This is a genomic window from Enterobacter hormaechei ATCC 49162 (assembly GCF_001875655.1).
Classification (GTDB): Bacteria; Pseudomonadota; Gammaproteobacteria; order Enterobacterales; family Enterobacteriaceae; genus Enterobacter; species Enterobacter hormaechei.
Window position 1 is genome coordinate 3,567,237 of the sequence record NZ_MKEQ01000001.1, and the last position, 21,587, is coordinate 3,588,823.

Sequence of the window (21,587 nt, forward strand, 5' to 3'; positions counted from 1 at the left end):
GGTCTTCAGAATGAAAAGGCCCGCTCACGTAGCGGGCCTTTTTTTGCCCGGTGGCGCGACGCTTACCGGGCCTACTAAATCGCGATCGTAGGTCGGGTAAGGCGAAGCCGCCACCCGACATCAGTTATTACTTCTTCTGCATTTCCAGCAACTGCTCTGGCGTTACCGCCGGATAACCCTGTGCATCCTCCGGCACTTCATGCATCGTTGGGATTGGCACCAGCGGGCCTAAAAAGCGCGGTTCACGTTTGAATAAGTACAGGTCAGCCAGTGCGCCAAAACGGGCGCCAAACTCGCGTACACGTACGCTCAGCATATCTTTTGGCGACGGCACCGCGTAGCACTGGGCCTGGATCCCCATATGCAGGGCGATGAACAGCGCCCGCTCGCAGTGGAAACGCTGGGTAATGATGATGAAATCATTGGTGTCGAACACCTTACGAGTACGCACGATGGAGTCAAGCGTGCGGAATCCGGCGTAGTCGAGCACGATATCGGCCGGGTCGACGCCTGCGGCAATCAGATCTTTGCGCATCGTCACCGGCTCGTTATAGCTTTGCAGCGCGTTATCGCCGCTCAGCAGCAGATAGTTCACCTTGCCGCTGTTATAGGCGTTCAGCGCACCCTGAATACAATAGCGGTAATACTGATTGATGACGCCGGTGCGGTAATACTTGGCGGTGCCAAGCACGACGCCAACCTGACGGTAGGGGAGGTCCTGTAGATCATCAAAAATGTAGGGGGCTGTTTTCCAGCTCATCCAGCGGTCGAGACCCAGCACGATCAACAGCAGTATGCCGACCAGGACAGACAGGCTGTAAAACACGCGCTTTAACATGGAGATGGCTCGTACCGATGATGAAATTTCCCTCAGGCTACTGTACCCGCCTGGTTAGCGCAAGAAACAGCGATTCAACTGAGGGGTTTTTCGTCAGACTGGCGGGCATCTCTGCCCGCCGACCAGATTATGCAAGCAGTACGCGGTAGAGGGCTGAACAGCCCAGCGCTTTCAGCGTGGCGGCGGTCGCGTCCCACTGGATCAACGGCGCATCGGCAATTTCTGCCAGGATCGCGCGCTGAATATCCGGGTAGTCGTACCCGTTCAGGCTGAGCAGATTCAGCGCACCCTGGAGCGGAGGCAGCGTCGGGTTAAACGCGGCGTTCTCTGCATAGCTGCCGGTGAAGATGCGGCCGTCGCGGCACTCAAGGGCGACGCCGCTTGGTGATTTGCTGTATGGCGTGTGGCTTTTATTGGCGGCGGCAATGGCCGCTTCGCTGAGCGCATCGCCTGAAAGCGCGTAACCGTGATCCTCCTCGTCCATCAGCAGGGTTTTGATCTCCAGATCTTTCGGGCCGAAAGCATCCGGCAGGTAATCACCCAGCGTATGCGGCGCACGACCCGGCAGGTTGATGCGCAGTTCCAGCCCGCTGTTCAGCTCATTCATAAACTGGCGACAGTGGCCGCAAGGGGTATAGTTGACGGTGATGGCGCGCAGGGCTTTTTCGCCACGCAGCCAGGCGTGACTGATAGCGCTCTGCTCCGCGTGAACGGTTTGCTGCATGGTCGCACCGAGAAACTCCATGTTCCCGCCGAAGTACCAGGTCCCACTCACGCCGCGCGCAATCGCGCCTACGTTAAAATGGGAAAGGTCAGCGCGGGCGCAGGCAGCCGCCAGTGGCAGCAGGGCGAAAGCCAGCGCGTCTTCGTCCAGCCCCGTTGCCTGCTTAAGCGTCGTGACCTGATCTGCCGTCAGCAGGGCGGGGAAATGCACATCCGCCAGAACCGGAGCCAGGGCTGATTGCAAATTCTCTGCAAGCTGAGAGAAAGCAGCTTGAAAACGTGGATGCATGACGTTGCCTCATCAAGGTTAATGGATCGGTAGTGTACGGAGCCGTACGGCCTTTATATGTGATCCAAATCTCATTATGTGTGCAACTTATGAAATGAAAATGAAATTTGCGCGACGCATCGCAAATTTTAGCCCATTACCGCCAGAATCACCGGGAAGATAAACGGCGCGACCAGGGAAGTGATAATCCCGCAGATCACCAGCGCCAGCGAGCTGAATGCCCCTTCCTGATAATCCAGTTCCGCACAGCGTGCGGTGCCCAGCGCGTGCGAGGCAGTACCCATCGCCAGGCCGCGCGCCGCTTTGGTCCGAATTTTCATAATATTCAGCAGCGTATGACCAAACACCGCGCCGAGGATCCCGACGAAAATCACGCACACGGCGCTGATGGCCGGAATGCCCCCGATGCTGCCGCCCACGGCCATGGCAATCGGCGTGGTGACGGATTTAGGCAGGATAGAGGCGGCGATCTGCGGCGATGCGCCCATCAATAAGGCCACCGAGGTGCCGGTGATCATCGCAACAAGGCTACCCACAAAGCAGATGGTAATGATGGATTTCCAGCGCGCGCGGATCTGATGCAGTTGCTCATATAAAGGAAACGCCAGCGCCACCACGGCAGGCTGCAACAAATCGTTGAGGATCTTGCTCCCGGCGAAATAACGTTCATAAGGAATGCCGGTGAGCAGCAGAAAAGGAATAATGACCACCATGGCGACCAGCAGCGGGTTCAGCAACGGCATTTTGAAACGAACCGCAAGCTTACGCGCAGCAAAGAACACCAACAGGGTTAACGGCAGGGACCACCAGATATTTGCCATCATTTTTTTGTTTTCTCCCCAACGACCTTACGTTCGCCATGCACAATGTGTGAACTCCAGCTTACCACCAGGAAAACCACCAGCGTACTGATGGCACAGGAGACCACAATCGGACCGAACTGCGCTTTAAGCACATCGTAATACTGCATCACCCCTACGCCGATCGGCACAAAAAGCAGGGCCATATAGCGAATGAGAACGAAGCATCCCGGATTAACCCATTTCGCGGGCAGTACCTGTAATGCCAGAAGCACAAACAGGATCAGCATGCCGATAATGCTACCGGGGATAGTTATAGGCAGCAGCGAAGCGATAAAAATGCCGGCATACAGGCAGGCATAAATCAGGACGAAGGCGCGAAGGTATTGCCAGATAGTATTCAGTGATTTGCTCATGGTGAAAGTCCTTGCTGAGACGTATTCATCATACAATTAAACCTGAAAATGTGCCACGGATCACATCATGAATTTTGGGCATACCAGACATTCCAGAATGGAACGCCGGGCTTTCAACATACATAGAGAGCAGCTACTATAGCGCGTCTTTTTTCACAGGTACTCAGAATGCGTGTTTTACTGGCCCCGATGGAAGGCGTGCTCGACTCGCTCGTGCGCGAGCTGCTGACCGAGGTGAACGATTACGATCTCTGCGTGACGGAGTTTCTGCGCGTGGTCGATATGTTGCTGCCAGAAAAATCATTTTATCGTCTCTGCCCGGAACTGCATCGTCAGAGCCGCACCCCGTCCGGTACGCTGGTGCGCGTCCAGCTGCTCGGCCAGTATCCTGAGTGGCTGGCTGAAAACGCTGCCCGCGCGGTAGCGCTTGGCTCGTACGGCGTCGATCTTAACTGCGGCTGTCCGTCAAAGCTGGTGAACGGCAGCGGCGGCGGGGCAACGTTACTCAAAGATCCGGAGCTGATTTATCGCGGCGCCAAAGCCATGCGTGAGGCGGTGCCATCGCATCTGCCGGTGACGGTCAAAGTGCGTCTGGGATGGGACAGCGGCGATAAGCAGTTTGAAATTGCTGACGCGGTGCAGCAGGCGGGTGCCACCGAGCTGGTAGTGCACGGGCGAACCAAAGAAGATGGGTATAAAGCCGAGCGCATTAACTGGCAGGCGATTGGCGAGATCCGCAAACGGCTGACTATTCCGGTGATTGCTAACGGCGAAATCTGGGATTACGAGAGCGCACAGGCCTGCCTCAAAGAGACCGGCTGTAATGCGGTGATGATTGGCCGCGGTGCGCTGAACGTGCCGAACCTCAGCCGGGTGGTTAAATATAATGAGCCGCGTATGCCGTGGCCGGACGTGGTGAAGCTACTGCAAAAATATACGCGGCTGGAAAAGCAGGGCGATACCGGGTTGTATCACGTTGCGCGTATTAAACAGTGGCTAAGTTATTTGCGGAAAGAGTACGACGACGCGCTGGGATTATTTCAGGAGATCCGTACGCTACAGACCTCTGCGGATATTGCCCGGGTGATCCAGTCGAAGCACTGAGCAACGCGTGAATACGTTTGCCCGACGCGGAGCCGGGCAACAGATTCAGAAAATCATCTTAAATACGCCGGTAACCACCAGCAGCCCTATCAGAAATATAATCAAAATAACCCACAATAATATTTTCATTCGCCTCTCCTGCGTATGTCTGTCGAGAGTAAGTGTAGCAGTCGATTCATAATTAGCATGAATGTATGAAATTAAATCATTATCTCGGGCTATAAATTTCCGGATATGAAAATGTATAACAATATGCGGATTGCCACGCGTTACTAAAAAACGCAACGTCAGTAAGCGTAAGTTGCGCCTTTATTTTTTTGAGTTCATGGCGTAATGAAACCTTCCCTTACTTTATCTCTGAGTGTTCCTCTGGTTTTTATGCTGGCCGCCTGCGCGCCGGAACATGCCACGGTGTCTCCCGTTAAAACGCAGGTCACTGCCGCGGCTGTAAATACCCAACTGCCTCATGCCGACTGGCCCAAAAGCGAATGGTGGAAAGACTATCACGACCCCCAGCTCAACGCGCTGGTCGCCAAAGCGATAGCGGATGCGCCGGATATGCAAATTGCCCGGCAGCGCATTACCCTGGCGGAAGCACAGGCGAAAGCCGCGATAGCTGCGGATGGCCCACAACTGGATTTTTCCGCAGATGTTGAACGGCAAAAGATGTCGGCAGAGGGGCTGATGGGGCCATTTGCGCTGACCGACCCGGCGGCAGGGACGACCGGCCCATGGTACACCAACGGCACCTTTGGGCTGACGGCGGGCTGGGATCTGGATTTATGGGGTAAAAACCGCGCCCACATTGAGGCCCGCATCGGTAAAGTGAATGCGCAAAAAGCGGAGCTGGAGCAGACCCGCCAGCTGCTCGCCAGCAGCGTCGCGCGGCTGTACTGGGACTGGCAGACCGAGGCCGCGGTGGGTGACGTGCTCGCGCAGATCAAACGTGAGCAGGAAAACATCATCGGGGCCGATCGTGAACTCTATCAGCACGGTATTACCTCCTCGGTGGAAGGGGTTGAAACGGATATCAATGCCAGCAAAACCGATGAACAGCTCGCTGACGTACACGGCAAAATGAAGGCCATTGAAGCGCGTCTGAATGCGTTGACCAATACTCCTTCGCTCACGCTCACCCGGCATGCATTACCGGACGTGGAGGCCTCGCTGCCGTCAACGCTCGGTTATGAACTGCTGGCTCGTCGCCCGGATTTGCAGGAGGCGCACTGGTATATCGAAGCGTCCATGAGCGACGTGGAGGCCGCCAGAGCCGCGTTCTACCCTGACGTCAATTTGATGGCGTTCTTGCAGCAGGATGCATTGCACCTGAGCGACCTGTTCCGCTCATCTGCGCAGCAAATGGGCGTGACTGCGGGTCTGACGCTGCCAATCTTTGACAGCGGTCGGTTAAATGCGAACCTGGATATCGCTCAGGCGCAGAACAACCTCTCCGTGGCGAACTACAACAAGGCCGTGGTGGATGCCGTAAATCAGGTCGCCCGGACGGCCAGCGAAGTGGAAACGCTGACCACCAAAAATCAGCACCAGCAGCAGATCGAAAAAGACGCGGCGCGCGTCGTTGCGCTGGCGCAGGCGCGCTTCAGCGCGGGGATCATTGCTGGCTCCCGGGTGAGTGAAGCCAAAATTCCGGCGCTCAAAGAGCGTATTTCCGGGTTATTGCTTAAAGGTCAGTACGTGGATGCCACGCTCCAGCTCACTTCCGCGCTGGGTGGTGGATATCATCACAGCTAAATTCGCGCATTATCTATACTTACCTCTTTACAGATTTTCAGGAGGTGAGTATGACGCGAGTCGCAATTGTTACCGCATCGGATTCAGGGATTGGTAAAACGACGGCCCTGATGCTGGCCGAACGCGGGTTTGATATCGGGGTGACCTGGCATTCAGATGAGAAAGGGGCGCTGGCAACCTGCCGTGAAATTGAAGCGCGTGGGCAGCGTGCCGAGGCCATCCATCTTGACTTAAGCAATCTGCCGGAAGGCGCAAAAGCAATCGACACGCTGATCGCGCGTTTCGGGCGGCTGGACGTGCTGGTTAACAACGCCGGGGCGATGAGCAAAGCGCCTTTTCTGGAACTGTCGTTTGACGACTGGCGGCACATTTTCACCGTTGACGTGGACGGCGCGTTTCTCTGCTCGCAAATAGCGGCGCGTCAGATGGTGAAGCAAGGGGAAGGGGGGCGGATCGTGAATATTACCTCGGTGCATGAACATACGCCCTTGCCGGACGCCAGCGCCTACACCGCCGCAAAGCATGCCCTGGGCGGGTTAACCAAGTCGATGGCGCTGGAACTGGTTAAGCATAAGATCCTGGTAAACGCCGTTGCGCCCGGCGCGATCGCCACCCCGATGAACGACATGGACGACAGCGAAGTGAAAGAAGGCTCAATGCCGTCAATTCCGCTGGCGCGGCCTGGCCACACCAAAGAAATTGCCAGCCTGGTGGCCTGGCTGTGTGACAGCGACGCCAGCTATACCACCGGGCAGTCGTTTATTGTCGATGGCGGTTTTATGCTGGCGAATCCGCAGTTTAAGCCGGAAGGGTAGGGTTTCATTCATCTCCCTGCCGCTTTTCACGATGCCTGAGCCACAGCCGGACCCCAATCACCGCCGCAACCACCAGGATCAACCAGGCCCAGTGTTTAAGATGCTGATCGAGATTATGCAGCCACGGGCCTATCACTTCGCCACCCACGTAGCCCAGCGTGGTGAAAATCAGCGCCCAGGCAATCGCCCCGATAATATTCAGCGGCAGGAAAATTTTCGGCGGCAAGCGGCTGGCGCCAATCAGTATCGGCCCAATAATGCGAAAGCCGTACATAAAGCGGGTGCCAATCACAAACAGGTAAGGATGTCGCTGGATGAGCCGCTGAGCGCGGCGGATTTTCTTTTGATGCTTAGCAAAACGTTGCAGCAGCGTCGGGCCAAAGCGCAGCCCCAGAAAGTAGAGCAGCTGATCGCCAATCATACCGCCCAGCGCGACGGCGGCGACCACCAGCGGAAATTTCAGCAATCCCTGATGTGCGGCGACACCGCCCAGCAGGGTGATGGTTTCACCCTCTGCTACGCTGCCAATCACCAGCGCGGCGTAGCCATATTGTTCAATAAGACCGTTGATATCCATTACGTAAACGTCGTCTCCCTTTCTGTGCCTGCGTTAATCATATACCCCATCCATCAACCGCGCGGCAATCAACGGAAATTTCCCACTGTACAGAAAATAATCTAAAGCCTGCATTATACTTAAGCTATCGATGACGGGCCGACAACAAGGGGGCGTTATGAACCATGTCTGGGGACTTTTCTCCCATCCCGATCGTGAAATGCAGGTTATCCGTAACGAGAACGAAACGGTCGCGCATCACTATATCCACCATGTCCTGCTGATGGCAGCGGTGCCGGTGGTCTGCGCGTTTATAGGTACTACGCAAATCGGCTGGAACTTTGGTGACGGCACCGTGGTTCAGCTTTCCTGGTTTACCGGACTGTACCTGGCCATTCTGTTTTATGGCCTGATGCTGGCCGGGGTGGCGGTGATGGGGCGGGTCATCCACTGGATGGCGCGTAACTATCCGCAGCGCCCGTCGCTGGCACACTGTATGGTCTTCGCCGGATACGTCGCGACCCCGCTGTTCTTAAGCGGTATTGTCGCGCTCTATCCCCTGGTCTGGCTGTGCGCGCTGATCGGTACGGTTGCCCTCTTTTACACCGGTTATCTGCTGTATGTGGGGGTGCCAACCTTCCTCAATATCAACAAAGAAGAGGGCCTGAGCTTCTCCAGCTCAACGCTTGCCATCGGCGTGCTGGTCCTTGAGGCGCTACTGGCCCTGACAGTTATTCTTTGGGGTTATGGATACCGTCTCTTTTAGGTTCCCTGCATTGCTGGCGTAAATGCCAGCAATGCAGCATCTGGTTATGATTCTCTGCTGGCGACAACGCACGGTGACCGCTATGATGCCGAAGCCAGCCTGTGTTTATCCGTCGACACAGGCGGTGTACGTCATAACGTGCGTGAATCATTATCAGAAGTCTCATCATGCTGAAATTCCGAGTGTCACTCCTTAGTCTTGCGCTGCTGTTGGGCGTGTCCGCTACCGCGCCAGCCATCGCCAAAACGCCCGCAGTCGCTACCGCTGCTGCGCAACCCCAGATTGCGTCCGGCAGCGCGATGATCGTTGACCTGAATACCAATAAGGTGATCTACGCCAGTCATCCGGATCTGGTGCGCCCGATCGCTTCCATCACCAAAGTCATGACCGCGATGGTGGTGCTTGATGCACGACTGCCGCTGGACGAAAAGTTAAAGGTGGATATCAGCCACACGCCAGAGATGAAAGGGATCTACTCTCGCGTGCGTCTGAACAGTGAAATCAGCCGTAAAAATATGCTGCTGCTGGCGCTGATGTCCTCAGAGAACCGCGCGGCGGCAAGCCTCGCCCACCATTATCCTGGCGGTTACGACGCCTTTATCCGCGCGATGAACGCTAAAGCCAAAGCGCTGGGGATGAAGAATACCCATTTCGTGGAGCCAACCGGCCTGTCGATCCATAACGTCTCGACGGCAAGGGATTTAACGAAGCTGCTGATCGCCAGTAAGCAATACCCGCTGATTGGTCAGCTCAGCACTACGCGTGAGGAGATGGCGACATTCTCGAATCCGGCGTATACGCTGCCGTTCCGCAATACTAACCATCTGGTGTATCGCGATAACTGGAATATTCAGTTAACCAAGACCGGTTTCACCAATGCGGCAGGGCACTGCCTGGTGATGCGCACCGTGTTTAACGGTAAGCCAGTGGCGCTGGTGGTGATGGATGCCTTCGGCAAATATACCCACTTTGCGGATGCCAGCCGCCTGCGCACCTGGATTGAAACCGGGAAAGTGCAGCCGGTGCCAGCTTCAGCGCTGGCGTATAAAAAGCAGAAAGCGGAACAGATGGCGACGGCGCAGAACGATTAGGTAAAAGCAAAACGGTAACGCATGTTACCGTTTTTAATGTTTTCTCCCTCTCCCCGTGGGAGAGGGCCGGGGTGAGGGCACCAGGCTGCACCGGGCTTACTCAGGCAGCGTCCAGTCCCCGTCGTTGAGCGGGCGCTGCATCAACACCGTGTCCCGCCAGTCGCCTTTCTTGTATCCCACACTCCTGAGCTGACCCACCATCTCGAAACCGTGCTTTTTATGCAGACGTAACGACCCGGGATTATTTTGCCCGTCGCCGACCACGGCAATCATCTGCCGCCACGGTCCCTGTTCACAACGGGCGATCAGCGCCTGGAGTAAGACCGAGCCAAACCCGCGACCGGTGGTGCTGGCATCCACATAGATGGATTCCTCAAGGGTGTACCGATAGGCCTGGCGTGGACGATAAAAGGTGGCGTAGCAGTAGCCGACGACAATGCCGCGATACAGCGCAACCAGCCACGGTAAACCGCTGTCGGTCACACGCTTCATCCGCTCACGCATCTCATCGACGGTGGGGGGAACTTCCTCGAAGGACGCACGGCCATGAAGCACATGCCAGGCGTATATCGCCGAGATGGCATGCGCATCGTCAGGAAGGGCGTCGCGCACCTCGATTTCAGTTTCGGGGAAAATCTCTACAGCCGACATGGTCTGCCCGCTCCTCATTTGGAAAGCCAGAGAAACGCTTCTCTGGCAACAGGCAGATACTCTAGTACGTTTGAGGCGAGCTTAACAATCTCTTAAATTTGGCTGTACGAGATCGTCAGCGGCCTGGGTATTGCGCTGCTCTGTTTCAGCAGACTCTTTCCAGTATTTCTGCCGCGTTGTCTTACCAATGCCGGGGTTCATACTGTTTGTTGGATCATTTTTACGATAAAACTGTTTAAGCGTCTCCGGCGCCTTATACAGGTGACCCACGTTGTGTTCGGCAGGATATTGTGCGCCGCGCTCATGCAGCAGCGCCAGCATCTGCTCTTTCAGCGCATGCGCGTCGACCCCTTTTTTGACGATGTAATCCTGGTGGAAGACATAGCACATAAAGTGGCCGTAATAGAGCTTGTGCACCAGTTTGCTGTCAATCTCCGGCGGCAGATGCTCAAACCATTCGGTGTCGTTGCGACGCAGGGCAATATCCAGCGCCAGAATATCCTCCACCTCTTCGGAATGCACCGCCTGGTAACGGATAGCGGCGCCCGCCGCGGCGAAGCGGTGCAGGAAGGCTTTGCTGCCTTCTTCCGGCGTACAGGCAAAGAAATCCCCGTCGGCGGTTTTGAAGAACCCGGTGAGCCAGGACTGTGCTTCAGCAATCCCGTCCCCGGCCATTTTCAGCAGCAAGTGATGTTCATACTTATCGCGCCAGGTTTTCATTCGCTCCGGCAGATGGGCCGGGAAAACGTTGCCCAGCTTCTGCATAAAGCGGTCGGTAAAGTGGGGTTTGAACAGCGAGACTTTCTCCAGCATCGCGTCGGTGCGCCCTTTCATGGTGAAGAAGAACGGCATTTTGTCGGTGCCGAGCTTGTCGATCATCAGGAAAGTATCTTTGCCGTAGCGTTCGGCGATGTCGTAAATATCCCGGTGCATATACTCGCCCGCCACCGGCAGGTGAGTGAACTCGGCCAGAATATGACGGCGGATCTCCGTCAGCACCTCCGGCTGGTTGGTGCCGATGTAAAACACCTGCTGCTTTTTCTCTGCCGGGAAGGTATCAAGGCGCACCGCAAAAACGGCCAGTTTGCCCGCGCAGCCGGAGGATTCAAACAGGCGATCCGGATCGGCGTTATAGCGCGCTGGCGTATCGGCCTCGATATCGCGCACGCGGGTGATGTAATCGTGGTCATGCGCGTGACGACCGTCGTGCTGCACGTCTTCGTCCTTCACCCGATCGTCATCGAGCTTGCTGAGGATCTGTTCCGGCGTTACGCCCAGATCGATGCCCAGATGGTTCACCAGCGTCAGCTTGCCGTTTTCATCGATACGGGCAAACAGCGACATTTCCGTGTAAGCCGGGCCGCGCTGTACCAGCGAGCCGCCGGAGTTATTGCAGATCCCGCCGATCACCGAGGCGCCAATGCACGATGAGCCAATCACCGAGTGCGGTTCGCGTCCCAGCGGCTTAAGCGCCTTTTCCAGTGAGTAGAGCGTGGTGCCGGGGAAGGCGAGTACCTGTTCGCCTTTGTCGAGCAGGTGCAGTTTGTCGAGGCGCAGGGTGCTGATAATCACGATGTCACGATCGTAATCGTTGCCGTTCGGCGTGGAGCCTTCGGTCAGGCCGGTATTCGCAGCCTGCATTAAAATAATCTTGTCTGCCGCAACGCAGGCGCTCAGCACGCGCCACAGTTCAAGCAACGTACCGGGGAAGACCACCGCCAGCGCGTCGCCCTGGCCGGAGCGAAAGCCCTTACGGTAGCGGGCGGTTTTGGCCGGGTCGGTAAGCAGGTGAGAGTGACCAACCAGGCGCGACAGTTCGTTAATAAAAGCCGTGTTATCGTCAGTTCGAACAGAAGACATCTTCCACTCCTTGTGGTGGGGCAAATTTCTCGCTGTAAAGCATAGCGCGATTAGCCGTTGAGCGGTCGGGTATTCATGAGAAAAATCAGAGAATAACCCTGCAAGGTTTTGAGGCTTTGTGGCACACTGCGCTTTTCGCACGGTCTGGCCGGGTGCTTCCCGCGGTTATTGATGAGAGAGAATAACAACATGAAATGGCTATGTTCTGTAGGTGTCGCCGTCAGCCTGGCGCTGCAACCTGCGCTGGCAGAGGATTTGTTTGGTAATCACCCGCTCACGCCTGAAGCCCGCGACGCCTTTGTCACGGATTTGCTCAAAAAGATGACGGTCGATGAGAAAATCGGCCAGCTGCGCCTGATCAGCGTCGGCCCGGATAACCCGAAAGAAGCCATCCGCGAGATGATCAAAGACGGGCAGGTCGGGGCTATCTTCAACACCGTTACCCGCCAGGATATCCGCGCCATGCAGGATCAGGTGATGCAACTCAGCCGCCTGAAAATTCCTCTTTTCTTCGCCTATGACGTGGTGCACGGCCAGCGTACCGTCTTCCCGATTAGCCTCGGGTTAGCCTCCTCCTTCAACCTCGATGCGGTGAAAACCGTTGGGCGCGTTTCTGCTTATGAAGCGGCAGACGACGGCCTGAACATGACCTGGGCGCCAATGGTGGACGTCTCGCGCGATCCGCGCTGGGGCCGCGCCTCGGAAGGCTTCGGTGAAGACACCTTTTTAACCGCCACGATGGGGAAAACCATGGTGGAAGCGATGCAGCGCAAAAGCCCGGCAGATCGTTACTCGGTGATGACCAGCGTCAAGCACTTCGCCGCCTATGGCGCGGTGGAGGGCGGTAAAGAGTACAACACCGTCGACATGAGCCCGCAGCGCCTGTTCAACGACTATATGCCACCGTACAAAGCGGGGCTGGATGCGGGCAGCGGCGCGGTGATGGTGGCGCTGAACTCTCTCAACGGCACGCCTGCCACCTCCGATTCGTGGCTGCTGAAAGACGTGCTGCGCGACCAGTGGGGCTTCAAGGGCATCACCGTTTCGGATCACGGCGCGATTAAAGAGCTGATCAAGCACGGCACGGCGTCTGACCCGGAAGATGCGGTACGGGTGGCGCTCAAGTCCGGCATCAACATGAGCATGAGCGACGAGTACTACAGCAAATACCTGCCGGGGCTGGTGAAGAGCGGCAAGGTGACGATGGCTGAACTGGACGACGCCGCTCGCCACGTGCTGAACGTTAAATATGACATGGGGCTGTTTAACGATCCGTACAGCCATCTGGGGCCGAAGGACTCAGACCCGACGGACACCAACGCCGAAAGCCGTCTGCACCGTAAAGAAGCCCGCGAAGTGGCCCGCGAAAGCCTGGTGCTGCTGAAGAACCGCCTCGACACGCTGCCGCTGAAAAAATCCGGCACCATTGCCGTGGTCGGTCCGCTGGCCGACAGCAAGCGCGACGTCATGGGCAGCTGGTCCGCTGCGGGCGTGGCGGATCAGTCCGTCACGGTGCTGACCGGCATTAAGAGCGCCGTCGGTGATAACGCAAAAGTGGTTTACGCCAAAGGCGCGAACGTGACTGACGACAAAGACATCGTCACCTTCCTCAACCAGTACGAGGAAGCGGTGAAGGTAGACCCGCGCACGCCGAAGGAGATGATCGACGAAGCGGTTAACGCCGCGAAGCAGTCCGACGTGGTGGTCGCCGTGGTCGGTGAAGCGCAGGGGATGGCGCACGAAGCCTCCAGCCGTACCGATATCACCATTCCGCAGAGCCAGCGCGATCTGATCGCGGCCCTGAAAGCCACCGGCAAGCCGCTGGTGCTGGTGCTGATGAACGGTCGTCCGCTGGCGCTGGTGAAAGAGGACCAGCAGGCTGACGCCATTCTGGAAACCTGGTTCGCCGGTACTGAAGGCGGTAACGCCATTGCCGACGTGCTGTTTGGCGATTACAACCCGTCAGGCAAGCTGCCGATGTCCTTCCCGCGCTCCGTCGGGCAGATCCCGGTTTACTACAGCCACCTGAACACCGGTCGTCCTTATAACGCCGACAAGCCGAACAAGTACACGTCTCGTTATTTCGATGAAGCGAACGGCCCGCTGTATCCGTTTGGCTATGGTCTGAGCTACACCACCTTTACGGTCTCTGACGTAAAAATGTCGGCGCCAACGATGAAGCGTGACGGCAGCGTGACCGCCAGCGTGGACGTGACCAACAGCGGCAAACGCGAAGGTGCGACGGTGATCCAGATGTACGTGCAGGACGTCACGGCCTCCATGAGCCGTCCGGTGAAACAGCTGCGCGGCTTCGAGAAGGTCAACCTGAAACCGGGCGAAACCAGAACGGTTAGCTTCCCGATTGACGTGAATGCGCTGAAGTTCTGGAATCAGCAGATGAAATACGATGCCGAGCCAGGCAAATTCAACGTCTTTATCGGTGTGGATTCCGCCCGCGTGAACAAAGCCGAATTCGAACTGCAATAACCCCTCCTGCCTCACCATCCCCCGCACTGCGGGGGATGTCTCTCCTCAAGCACTAAAAACGGTTAAATGCGCTGTTTTAAGCTACGCTTTTCTCTCAAGCCTATGAAAAAGGCCACAAAATAATGAGGAAAACAGCATGACGATGATTAAGGGGATCGCTGGTTCGACGGTGCTACTGGCGGCGCTGAGCCTGCCGCTACAGGCCGCAGAGCCGGTTAAGGTGGGTTCCAAAATTGATACCGAGGGCGCGCTGCTCGGCAATATCATTTTGCAGGTGCTCGAAAGCCACGGCGTGAAAACGGTCAATAAAGTTCAGCTTGGCACCACGCCGGTCGTCCGCGGTGCCATCACGTCCGGTGAGCTGGATATCTACCCGGAATACACCGGCAACGGGGCATTCTTCTTCAAGGATGAAAACGATCCGGCCTGGAAAAATGCCAAAGCCGGGTACGAAAAAGTCAAAAAGCTGGACGCGGAAAAAAATAAGCTGGTCTGGCTCACGCCTGCACCGGCCAACAACACCTGGACCATCGCGGTGCGCAAAGATATCGCCGAGAAAGGCAAGCTCACCTCGCTTGACGATCTCAGCCGCTACCTGAAAGAGAAGGGCGAGTTTAAGCTCGCGGCCTCGGCAGAGTTTATCGAGCGCGCTGATGCCCTGCCAGCGTTTGAAAAAGCCTATGATTTCAAGCTTGATCAGGCACAGCTGCTCTCTCTGGCGGGTGGCGACACGGCGGTGACCATCAAGGCGGCGGCGCAGCAAACCTCTGGCGTCAACGCGGCGATGGCCTACGGCACCGACGGCCCGGTCGCGGCGCTTGGTCTGCAAACCCTGACCGACCCGAAAGGCGTTCAGCCGATTTACGCCCCAACCCCGGTGGTGCGCGAGGCGGTTCTGCAAGCCTACCCGGATATCGACGCATGGCTGAAACCGGTGTTTGAAAAACTGGATGCGAAAACGCTGCAACAGCTGAACGCCAGCATTGCCGTTGAGGGGCTGGATGCCAAAAAAGTGGCTGCCGACTTCCTGAAACAACAAGGGCTTGTGAAGTAACGGGATAAGGCTGTGCCAATAAAATGTCATAACCGCGTCCTGCTGCTGTTGGCCTGTGTGGCCATCGCGGCGGTCGCGTTACCCTTTGTAAATGTCGCGCCAAACCGTCTGGTATCGGGCGAACCGCGCGCGCTCTGGCAGATCTGGTCATTTACGCCGCTGCTGCTGGGCGCGGCGCTGGCGAGTGCCGTTGTCCTGGCATTCTGGCCAGGGCGTGCAGCACAGTGGCTGACGCTTCTGCTCAGCGAAGCGCTGTTTATCGTACTGTTCTGGAGCGCAGGGCAGGCGGCAACGCAGATGGCCTCGGTTGAAAGCCCGCTTGCGCGCACGTCAATTGGCAGCGGCCTGTGGCTGTGGCTGGCACTCTGCCTGCTGGTCTGTAGCGATGCCATTCGCCGTCTGACGCCGATGCCCGTCTGGCGCTGGCTGCTGAATGCGCAATTCTGGGTTATCCCGCTGCTGATCCTTTTCAGCGGCGATCTGAATCATCTCTCGCTGCTAAAAGAGTACGTCAACCGCCAGGAGGTGTTTGACAACGCGCTGGCGCAACATCTGACGATCCTGTTCGGAACGTTGATCCCGGCGCTGCTGCTGGGTGTCCCGCTGGGGATGTGGTGCTACCGGCATCCCAGCCGCCAGGGGGCCGTTTTTACCGTACTCAACGTTATTCAGACTATCCCCTCCGTCGCCCTGTTTGGCCTGCTGATTGCTCCCCTCGCCGGTCTGGTGAAATCCTTCCCCGCGCTGGCTGCGGCAGGGATTGCCGGAACCGGGCTGACGCCTGCCCTTATCGCCCTTGTGCTGTATGCGCTGCTGCCGCTGGTGCGCGGCGTGGTGGCGGGGTTAAGCCAGGTTGCGCCTGACGTGCTGGAAAGCGCCCATGCGATGGGAATGAGTGCGCGCCAGTGTTTCTGGAAAATACAGCTACCGCTTGCGCTGCCGCTGCTGGTTCGCAGCCTGCGGGTGGTGACGGTGCAGACCGTGGGAATGGCGGTGATTGCCGCGCTGATCGGTGCGGGTGGCTTTGGGGCACTGGTGTTCCAGGGCCTGCTCAGCAGCGCGCTGGATCTGGTGTTGCTGGGCGTCGTGCCCACGATTGCGCTGGCGGTCGTACTGGATGCCCTGTTTGCCCTGTGGCTCGCGCTGCTCAGGAGAAGAGCCAATGATTGAATTTCATGATGTAAGTAAAACCTTTGCGGGCCGTCCGGCGGCAAGCCACCTCAATCTGCATTTTGCCGAGGGGGCGTTCTCGGTATTGATCGGAACGTCGGGGTCGGGAAAATCCACGACGCTGAAGATGATCAACCGGCTGGTGGAACACGACAGCGGAACAATTCGCTTTGCCGGAGAAGAGATCCGCAGCCTGCCGGTGCTGGAGCTGCGGCGGCGTATGGGCTACGCCATTCAGTCCATCGGCCTGTTTCCCCACTGGACGGTGGCGCAGAACATTGCCACCGTGCTACAGCTGGAAAAATGGTCCCGGGCGAAGATCAACGAGCGTGTCGACGAGCTAATGGCGCTGCTGGGCCTGGACGCCTCGCTTCGCGACCGCTATCCGCACCAGCTTTCCGGCGGGCAGCAGCAGCGGGTCGGGGTGGCGCGTGCGCTGGCCGCCAACCCGCAGGTGTTGCTGATGGATGAACCCTTCGGCGCGCTGGATCCGGTCACCCGTGGCGCACTTCAGGCCGAGATGAGCCGCATCCACCGTATTCTTGGCCGCACCATCGTGCTGGTGACGCATGATATCGACGAGGCGCTACGGCTGGCCGATCGGCTGGTGCTGATGGATCACGGCGAAGTCGTCCAGCAGGGGACGCCGCTTGAGCTGTTAACGGCGCCAGCAAACGATTTTGTGCGTGAGTTTTTTGGCCGCAGCGAGCTGGGCGTCAGGCTGCTCTCGCTGCGCACCGTCAGAGACTATATGCGTCCGCAGGAGGCACAAATCGGTGGTGAACCGCTGCATGATGCGATGAGCCTGCGCGATGCCCTGTCGGCGTTTGTTGCCCGGCAGTGCGAGGTATTACCCGTTGCGGACGGGCAGGGGACGCCATGCGGGACGATCCATTTTCGCGATTTGCTGGCGGGGGAGGTGACGAGTGAAGTGGGTACGTGATCCGTTACTTTGGCTGACAGGACTGTTCATCGCCTTACTCTACCTGATGCCACACAGCGCGGCGCTATTTAATGCGCTCATTCCCGGGCTACCGCGCCCGGTGTACCAGCAGGAGAGCTTTGTTAATCTCACCCTGGCGCACTTCTGGCTGGTGGCGGTATCAAGCGTGATTGCCATTGTGCTGGGCGTTGGCGCCGGTATTGCGGTGACGCGGCCTGCGGGCAGGGAGTTTCGCCCGCTGGTGGAGACCATCGCCGCAACGGGGCAGACTTTCCCGCCGGTAGCCGTGCTGGCGATTGCCGTACCGGCGATCGGTTTTGGGCAGGAGCCTGCCATCATTGCGCTGATTTTGTACGGCGTGTTGCCCATTCTGCAAGGGACGCTGGCGGGCATAGCGGCGGTGCCTGCATCGGTGCTGAGCGTAGCGGAAGGAATGGGAATGAGCGCCTGGCAGCGGCTGGTGAAGGTCGAACTGCCGCTGGCCGCCCCGGTGATTATCGCTGGCGTGCGGACGTCCGTGATTATCAACATTGGTACGGCAACCATCGCCTCGACGGTCGGCGCGAATACGCTGGGGACGCCGATCATTATCGGATTAAGCGGGTTTAATACGGCTTATATTATTCAGGGGGCGGTTCTGGTTGCGCTGGCGGCGATTGTGGTGGATCGCCTGTTTGAACGCCTGGCTGGATACCTCAGCCAACACCGCCGCGAACAATAAATGAATAACCTGCAAGCATAACGCCACCGATACCGCTGACGGCCATCAGTGCAAAAAGGGTAATTACGGCCAGTTTCGTTGCCTTCATCATGTGCTCCTGTTGTTAACGGAACAATTATACGGTGAAGCGCAGCTGTTAATGAACCATTAAATGCCGTTACGACGCATTTGGCCCCAGCGAGTAAACGGGATAACCATGTTCGCGCCACTCCATCAGGCGCTGCTGCTGGGAAGCGGAGGGGACTTCGCCGCACCAGACCAGCAGCGTCTGCCCCTCAAAGAGTTCCGGTCTGAGCTGGGCCAGCGAGTGGGCAAGCACGTCAACGCGCCAGCCCTGCTGGGTGGCAATCCAGGCTTCGAGCCACAGCCGGGTGGTATCGTGCACGTTCCAGCCGATCACCAGCGCATCTTTACTGTTTTTATTCCGCGCTGAAGCAAGACAGACGGAAATATAGTTAATCAGCACGCCGTCAAGCATGCTGAGCAGCGCCTGTAAGGTGGTTTGCTGACACTGGAGCCGTCGCCGTAAGGGAATAAAAAGATGGGTGATCAGGGTTTGTGCGGGGTAGTCGCGACCCTGTTCTTTGATCCAGCCGCGCAGACGCTGCACATTACCGCTCTGCAACAGCCTCAGCAGCGTTTCCTGCTGCTCGCGCCAGAGATGCTGCGTATCAGGATCGTCCTGGCTCAGAAGCGATTTCACCTTGCCAACCTGTACGCCGTTGTCGATCCAGCTTTTGATCTCGCGGATCCGGTCAATATCCGCATCGTTAAACAGGCGGTGCCCGCCGTCCGTTCTTTGCGGCTTAAGCAATCCATACCGTCGCTGCCACGCCCGTAGCGTAACGGGATTGATATCACACAGGAGTGCCACTTCACCTATCGTGTAAAGCGCCATTTTCGCCCCCAGGCTTGCGCGTCCCCAGCTTAACTGTAGACCCACTTTGCGGAACCAGGAAGATTTGATTCTTTTTTGTACAGATTATGCGAAAGATGGGTTATCTCCGGCAAAAGGTGTGATGGCGGACACGATTTATCGCTTTTTTGGCATGTTTCAAAGAAAGTTAACCGCCATCAGTGTATGTTACGCGTTTTTAGAATGTGCGGTTTGTGAGTATGTACGAGTTTAATCTGGTGCTGCTGTTGCTTCAGCAGATGTGCGTGTTCCTTGTCATCGCCTGGTTGATGAGCAAAACGCGCCTGTTTATTCCGCTGATGCAGGTCACCGTCCGTCTGCCGCACAAATTCCTCTGCTACGTCGTATTTTCCATATTCTGCATTATGGGGACCTGGTTTGGTCTCCATATCGAAGATTCCATCGCCAATACGCGTGCCATCGGCGCGGTAATGGGCGGGCTGCTTGGCGGCCCGGTCGTGGGCGGTCTGGTGGGGTTAACCGGCGGCCTGCATCGCTATTCGATGGGCGGTATGACGGCGCTAAGCTGCATGATCTCCACCATCGTCGAAGGGCTGCTCGGTGGTCTCGTCCACAGCTATATGATTAAGCGCGGTCGCCCGGATAAAGTGTTCAGTCCCCTTACCGCCGGGGCGATCACCTTCGTGGCGGAAATGGCGCAGATGGCGATCATCCTGCTGATTGCGCGCCCGTTTGACGATGCGTTACACCTGGTCAGCAGCATTGCGGCGCCGATGATGGTCACCAATACCGTAGGCGCGGCGCTGTTTATGCGCATTCTGCTCGACAAACGCGCCATGTTCGAAAAATACACCTCGGCATTTTCTGCCACTGCTTTAAAAGTTGCGGCGTCGACGGAGGGGATCCTGCGTCAGGGGTTCAACGAAGAGAACAGTATGAAGGTGGCGCAGGTGCTTTATAAAGAGCTGGATATCGGGGCCGTGGCGATTACCGATCGTGAAAAGCTGCTGGCGTTTACCGGTACCGGGGACGACCACCATCTGCCGGGAAAACCGATCTCCTCAGCCTACACCCTGCGTGCCATTGAAACGGGTGAAGTGGTGTATGCCGACGGAAATGAAGTCCCGTACCGCTGTTCCCTGCATCCGCAATGCAAACTCGGCTCTACGCTGGTCATTCCTCTGCGGGGCGAAAACCAGCGCGTGATGGGCACTATTAAGCTTTACGAAGCCAAAAACCGCCTGTTCAGCTCCATCAACCGCACGCTGGGGGAGGGGATCGCCCAGCTGCTTTCGGCGCAAATCCTTGCAGGGCAGTATGAACGGCAAAAAGCGCTGCTGACGCAGTCAGAAATTAAGCTCCTGCACGCTCAGGTGAATCCGCATTTCCTGTTTAACGCGCTCAACACGCTGAAGGCGGTGATCCGCCGTGACAGCGATCAGGCCGCGCAGCTGGTGCAATTTCTGTCGACATTTTTCCGCAAAAATCTGAAGCGGCCTTCGGAAATTGTCACCCTCGCGGATGAGATTGAACATGTAAACGCCTATCTGCAAATTGAAAAAGCGCGTTTCCAGTCACGTTTACAGGTGTCGTTATCCGTCCCGGATGAGCTGGCGTATCAGCATCTTCCGGCCTTTACCCTGCAACCGATTGTGGAGAACGCCATTAAGCATGGGACGTCGCAGCTGCTGGGCACGGGGGAGATTATGATTTCCGCTTCCCGTTTTAACCACCATTTGGTGCTGGATATTGAAGATAACGCCGGGCTGTATGACGTTTCCGCGTCAGGCGGCCTGGGCATGAGCCTGGTGGATAAACGCCTGCGCGCGCATTTTGGTGACGACTGCGGTATCACCGTCGCCTGTGAGCCAGACCGCTATACCCGAATTACCTTACGATTGCCGTTGGAGGAGAACGCATGTTAAGAGTGCTGATTGTTGATGATGAGCCGTTAGCACGGGAAAACCTGCGTGTCCTGTTGCAGGAGCAGAGTGATATCGAGGTCGTGGGCGAATGCGCCAATGCGATTGAAGGCATCGGTGCGGTGCATAAACTGCGCCCGGACGTGCTGTTCCTTGATATCCAGATGCCGCGCATCAGCGGGCTGGAGATGGTCGGCATGCTTGACCCGGAGCACCGTCCCTATATCGTTTTTCTGACGGCCTTTGATGAGTACGCGGTAAAGGCCTTTGAAGAGCACGCGTTTGATTATCTGCTGAAGCCGATTGAAGAGAAGCGTCTTGAAAAGACCCTGACCCGTCTGCGTCAGGAGCGTTCCGTGCAGGACGTGACGCTCCTGCCGGAACATCAGCAGCCGCTGAAATTTATCCCGTGTACCGGACACAGCCGGATTTACCTCCTGCAAATGGACGACGTCGCCTTTGTCAGCAGCCGTCTGAGCGGGGTGTATGTCACCAGCGCTGAAGGCAACGAAGGCTTTACCGAGCTGACCCTGCGCACGCTGGAGAGCCGCACGCCGCTGATCCGCTGCCATCGTCAGTATCTGGTGAACATGGCGCACCTGAAGGAGATCCGCCTGGAAGATAACGGCCAGGCCGAGCTGGTGTTACGTGCCGGGCAGACCGTGCCCGTCAGCCGTCGCTACCTGAAAAGTTTGAAAGAGGCGATTGGCCTGTAAAACTGGTACACTGCGCGCCATTGCATCATCGACATT

22 protein-coding genes are annotated in these 21,587 nt (G+C 57.2%); 12 read left to right on the forward strand and 10 right to left on the reverse strand.

The window, feature by feature from the left end; genetic code table 11:
- Positions 1-127 precede the first annotated feature (127 nt).
- The 4 genes from sanA to BH712_RS17680 form a co-directional block, all read right to left on the reverse strand.
- On the reverse strand, positions 128-838 hold the full coding sequence (sanA, locus tag BH712_RS17665; protein WP_006811299.1) for an outer membrane permeability protein SanA: 711 nt from the start codon (positions 836-838) through the stop codon (positions 128-130).
- Positions 839-965: 127 nt separating this feature from the next.
- Positions 966-1,850: a cytidine deaminase gene (gene cdd / locus BH712_RS17670; protein WP_006811298.1), complete on the reverse strand. Its 885-nt coding sequence runs from the start codon at positions 1,848-1,850 to the stop codon at positions 966-968.
- Positions 1,851-1,978: 128 nt separating this feature from the next.
- Positions 1,979-2,674: a CidB/LrgB family autolysis modulator gene (locus BH712_RS17675; RefSeq protein WP_006811297.1), complete on the reverse strand. Its 696-nt coding sequence runs from the start codon at positions 2,672-2,674 to the stop codon at positions 1,979-1,981.
- On the reverse strand, positions 2,671-3,066 hold the full coding sequence (locus BH712_RS17680; RefSeq protein WP_003859308.1) for a CidA/LrgA family protein: 396 nt from the start codon (positions 3,064-3,066) through the stop codon (positions 2,671-2,673). The genes BH712_RS17675 and BH712_RS17680 overlap by 4 nt, the downstream gene beginning before the upstream one ends.
- Positions 3,067-3,234: 168 nt before the next feature.
- Here BH712_RS17680 and dusC point away from each other — a divergent pair, with 168 nt between their 5' ends.
- Complete coding sequence (dusC, locus tag BH712_RS17685; RefSeq protein ID WP_006811296.1) at positions 3,235-4,170, forward strand: tRNA dihydrouridine(16) synthase DusC; 936 nt, start codon at positions 3,235-3,237, stop codon at positions 4,168-4,170.
- Positions 4,171-4,215: 45 nt separating this feature from the next.
- Here the strand turns inward: dusC and yohP are convergent, their stop codons facing one another.
- Positions 4,216-4,299, reverse strand: a complete 84-nt coding sequence (gene yohP / locus BH712_RS25420) for a small membrane protein YohP (RefSeq protein WP_015572324.1) — start codon at positions 4,297-4,299, stop codon at positions 4,216-4,218.
- Positions 4,300-4,503: 204 nt separating this feature from the next.
- Between yohP and mdtQ the strand changes: the two genes are divergently transcribed.
- Together mdtQ and BH712_RS17695 are read left to right on the forward strand one after the other, a co-directional pair.
- Positions 4,504-5,922, forward strand: coding sequence for a multidrug resistance outer membrane protein MdtQ (gene mdtQ, locus BH712_RS17690; RefSeq protein WP_032673959.1), 1,419 nt, complete (start codon positions 4,504-4,506; stop codon positions 5,920-5,922).
- A 50-nt stretch (positions 5,923-5,972) separates the two neighbouring features.
- Entirely contained in the window at positions 5,973-6,737 is a 765-nt protein-coding gene (locus BH712_RS17695; RefSeq protein ID WP_006811294.1) for an SDR family oxidoreductase, read from the forward strand.
- 4 nt (positions 6,738-6,741) lie between these two features.
- Here the strand turns inward: BH712_RS17695 and BH712_RS17700 are convergent, their stop codons facing one another.
- The gene (locus tag BH712_RS17700) at positions 6,742-7,314 is read right to left on the reverse strand and encodes a DedA family protein (RefSeq protein ID WP_006811293.1); all 573 of its coding nucleotides are present in this window, start codon (positions 7,312-7,314) and stop codon (positions 6,742-6,744) included.
- 157 nt (positions 7,315-7,471) lie between these two features.
- On the opposite strand from BH712_RS17700, the gene BH712_RS17705 reads away from it, so the two are divergent.
- Together BH712_RS17705 and pbpG are read left to right on the forward strand one after the other, a co-directional pair.
- Complete coding sequence (locus BH712_RS17705) at positions 7,472-8,059, forward strand: Yip1 family protein (protein WP_032669484.1); 588 nt, start codon at positions 7,472-7,474, stop codon at positions 8,057-8,059.
- 167 nt (positions 8,060-8,226) lie between these two features.
- Complete coding sequence (pbpG, locus tag BH712_RS17710) at positions 8,227-9,150, forward strand: D-alanyl-D-alanine endopeptidase (protein WP_006811291.1); 924 nt, start codon at positions 8,227-8,229, stop codon at positions 9,148-9,150.
- A gap of 96 nt (positions 9,151-9,246) precedes the next feature.
- On the opposite strand, the gene BH712_RS17715 is transcribed toward pbpG, so the two are convergent.
- Entirely contained in the window at positions 9,247-9,801 is a 555-nt protein-coding gene (locus BH712_RS17715; RefSeq protein WP_032673957.1) for a GNAT family N-acetyltransferase, read from the reverse strand.
- A gap of 81 nt (positions 9,802-9,882) precedes the next feature.
- Positions 9,883-11,661, reverse strand: coding sequence for a D-lactate dehydrogenase (gene dld, locus BH712_RS17720; RefSeq protein WP_006811289.1), 1,779 nt, complete (start codon positions 11,659-11,661; stop codon positions 9,883-9,885).
- Between the two features lie 189 nt (positions 11,662-11,850).
- Here dld and bglX point away from each other — a divergent pair, with 189 nt between their 5' ends.
- From bglX to BH712_RS17745, 5 genes are all read left to right on the forward strand, one after another.
- Positions 11,851-14,148, forward strand: coding sequence for a beta-glucosidase BglX (gene bglX, locus BH712_RS17725; protein WP_032673956.1), 2,298 nt, complete (start codon positions 11,851-11,853; stop codon positions 14,146-14,148).
- 136 nt (positions 14,149-14,284) lie between these two features.
- Entirely contained in the window at positions 14,285-15,202 is a 918-nt protein-coding gene (osmF, locus tag BH712_RS17730) for a glycine betaine ABC transporter substrate-binding protein OsmF (protein WP_006811286.1), read from the forward strand.
- Positions 15,203-15,214: 12 nt separating this feature from the next.
- On the forward strand, positions 15,215-16,372 hold the full coding sequence (locus BH712_RS17735; protein WP_006811285.1) for an ABC transporter permease: 1,158 nt from the start codon (positions 15,215-15,217) through the stop codon (positions 16,370-16,372).
- Complete coding sequence (locus tag BH712_RS17740) at positions 16,365-17,315, forward strand: ABC transporter ATP-binding protein (RefSeq protein ID WP_006811284.1); 951 nt, start codon at positions 16,365-16,367, stop codon at positions 17,313-17,315. The genes BH712_RS17735 and BH712_RS17740 overlap by 8 nt, the downstream gene beginning before the upstream one ends.
- The gene (locus BH712_RS17745; RefSeq protein WP_006811282.1) at positions 17,299-18,036 is read left to right on the forward strand and encodes an ABC transporter permease; all 738 of its coding nucleotides are present in this window, start codon (positions 17,299-17,301) and stop codon (positions 18,034-18,036) included. Before BH712_RS17740 ends, BH712_RS17745 begins: the two co-directional genes overlap by 17 nt.
- Here the strand turns inward: BH712_RS17745 and BH712_RS24375 are convergent.
- Together BH712_RS24375 and mlrA are read right to left on the reverse strand one after the other, a co-directional pair.
- Positions 18,011-18,124: a protein YohO gene (locus tag BH712_RS24375; RefSeq protein ID WP_022648678.1), complete on the reverse strand. Its 114-nt coding sequence runs from the start codon at positions 18,122-18,124 to the stop codon at positions 18,011-18,013. The genes BH712_RS17745 and BH712_RS24375 overlap by 26 nt on opposite strands.
- A gap of 69 nt (positions 18,125-18,193) precedes the next feature.
- Complete coding sequence (gene mlrA, locus BH712_RS17750; RefSeq protein WP_032673954.1) at positions 18,194-18,934, reverse strand: HTH-type transcriptional regulator MlrA; 741 nt, start codon at positions 18,932-18,934, stop codon at positions 18,194-18,196.
- Between the two features lie 218 nt (positions 18,935-19,152).
- Between mlrA and BH712_RS17755 the strand changes: the two genes are divergently transcribed.
- Together BH712_RS17755 and btsR are read left to right on the forward strand one after the other, a co-directional pair.
- Positions 19,153-20,838 carry a sensor histidine kinase gene (locus BH712_RS17755; protein WP_006811280.1) on the forward strand — a complete coding sequence of 562 codons (1,686 nt, stop codon included), beginning with the start codon at positions 19,153-19,155 and terminating at the stop codon, positions 20,836-20,838.
- Positions 20,832-21,551 carry a two-component system response regulator BtsR gene (btsR, locus tag BH712_RS17760; RefSeq protein ID WP_006811279.1) on the forward strand — a complete coding sequence of 240 codons (720 nt, stop codon included), beginning with the start codon at positions 20,832-20,834 and terminating at the stop codon, positions 21,549-21,551. Before BH712_RS17755 ends, btsR begins: the two co-directional genes overlap by 7 nt.
- Positions 21,552-21,587 lie beyond the last annotated feature (36 nt).

Excerpts from the sequence above, each read along its gene's own strand:
- sanA (WP_006811299.1), bottom strand. The coding sequence starts at position 838 with ATGTTAAAGCGCGTGTTTTACAGCCTGTCTGTCCTGGTCGGCATACTG.
- cdd (WP_006811298.1), bottom strand. The coding sequence starts at position 1,850 with ATGCATCCACGTTTTCAAGCTGCTTTCTCTCAGCTTGCAGAGAATTTG.
- BH712_RS17675 (WP_006811297.1), bottom strand. The coding sequence starts at position 2,674 with ATGATGGCAAATATCTGGTGGTCCCTGCCGTTAACCCTGTTGGTGTTC.
- BH712_RS17680 (WP_003859308.1), bottom strand. The coding sequence starts at position 3,066 with ATGAGCAAATCACTGAATACTATCTGGCAATACCTTCGCGCCTTCGTC.
- dusC (WP_006811296.1), top strand. The coding sequence starts at position 3,235 with ATGCGTGTTTTACTGGCCCCGATGGAAGGCGTGCTCGACTCGCTCGTG.
- yohP (WP_015572324.1), bottom strand. The coding sequence starts at position 4,299 with ATGAAAATATTATTGTGGGTTATTTTGATTATATTTCTGATAGGGCTG.
- mdtQ (WP_032673959.1), top strand. The coding sequence starts at position 4,504 with ATGAAACCTTCCCTTACTTTATCTCTGAGTGTTCCTCTGGTTTTTATG.
- BH712_RS17695 (WP_006811294.1), top strand. The coding sequence starts at position 5,973 with ATGACGCGAGTCGCAATTGTTACCGCATCGGATTCAGGGATTGGTAAA.
- BH712_RS17700 (WP_006811293.1), bottom strand. The coding sequence starts at position 7,314 with ATGGATATCAACGGTCTTATTGAACAATATGGCTACGCCGCGCTGGTG.
- BH712_RS17705 (WP_032669484.1), top strand. The coding sequence starts at position 7,472 with ATGAACCATGTCTGGGGACTTTTCTCCCATCCCGATCGTGAAATGCAG.
- pbpG (WP_006811291.1), top strand. The coding sequence starts at position 8,227 with ATGCTGAAATTCCGAGTGTCACTCCTTAGTCTTGCGCTGCTGTTGGGC.
- BH712_RS17715 (WP_032673957.1), bottom strand. The coding sequence starts at position 9,801 with ATGTCGGCTGTAGAGATTTTCCCCGAAACTGAAATCGAGGTGCGCGAC.
- dld (WP_006811289.1), bottom strand. The coding sequence starts at position 11,661 with ATGTCTTCTGTTCGAACTGACGATAACACGGCTTTTATTAACGAACTG.
- bglX (WP_032673956.1), top strand. The coding sequence starts at position 11,851 with ATGAAATGGCTATGTTCTGTAGGTGTCGCCGTCAGCCTGGCGCTGCAA.
- osmF (WP_006811286.1), top strand. The coding sequence starts at position 14,285 with ATGACGATGATTAAGGGGATCGCTGGTTCGACGGTGCTACTGGCGGCG.
- BH712_RS17740 (WP_006811284.1), top strand. The coding sequence starts at position 16,365 with ATGATTGAATTTCATGATGTAAGTAAAACCTTTGCGGGCCGTCCGGCG.
- BH712_RS24375 (WP_022648678.1), bottom strand. The coding sequence starts at position 18,124 with ATGAAGGCAACGAAACTGGCCGTAATTACCCTTTTTGCACTGATGGCC.
- mlrA (WP_032673954.1), bottom strand. The coding sequence starts at position 18,934 with ATGGCGCTTTACACGATAGGTGAAGTGGCACTCCTGTGTGATATCAAT.
- BH712_RS17755 (WP_006811280.1), top strand. The coding sequence starts at position 19,153 with ATGTACGAGTTTAATCTGGTGCTGCTGTTGCTTCAGCAGATGTGCGTG.
- btsR (WP_006811279.1), top strand. The coding sequence starts at position 20,832 with ATGTTAAGAGTGCTGATTGTTGATGATGAGCCGTTAGCACGGGAAAAC.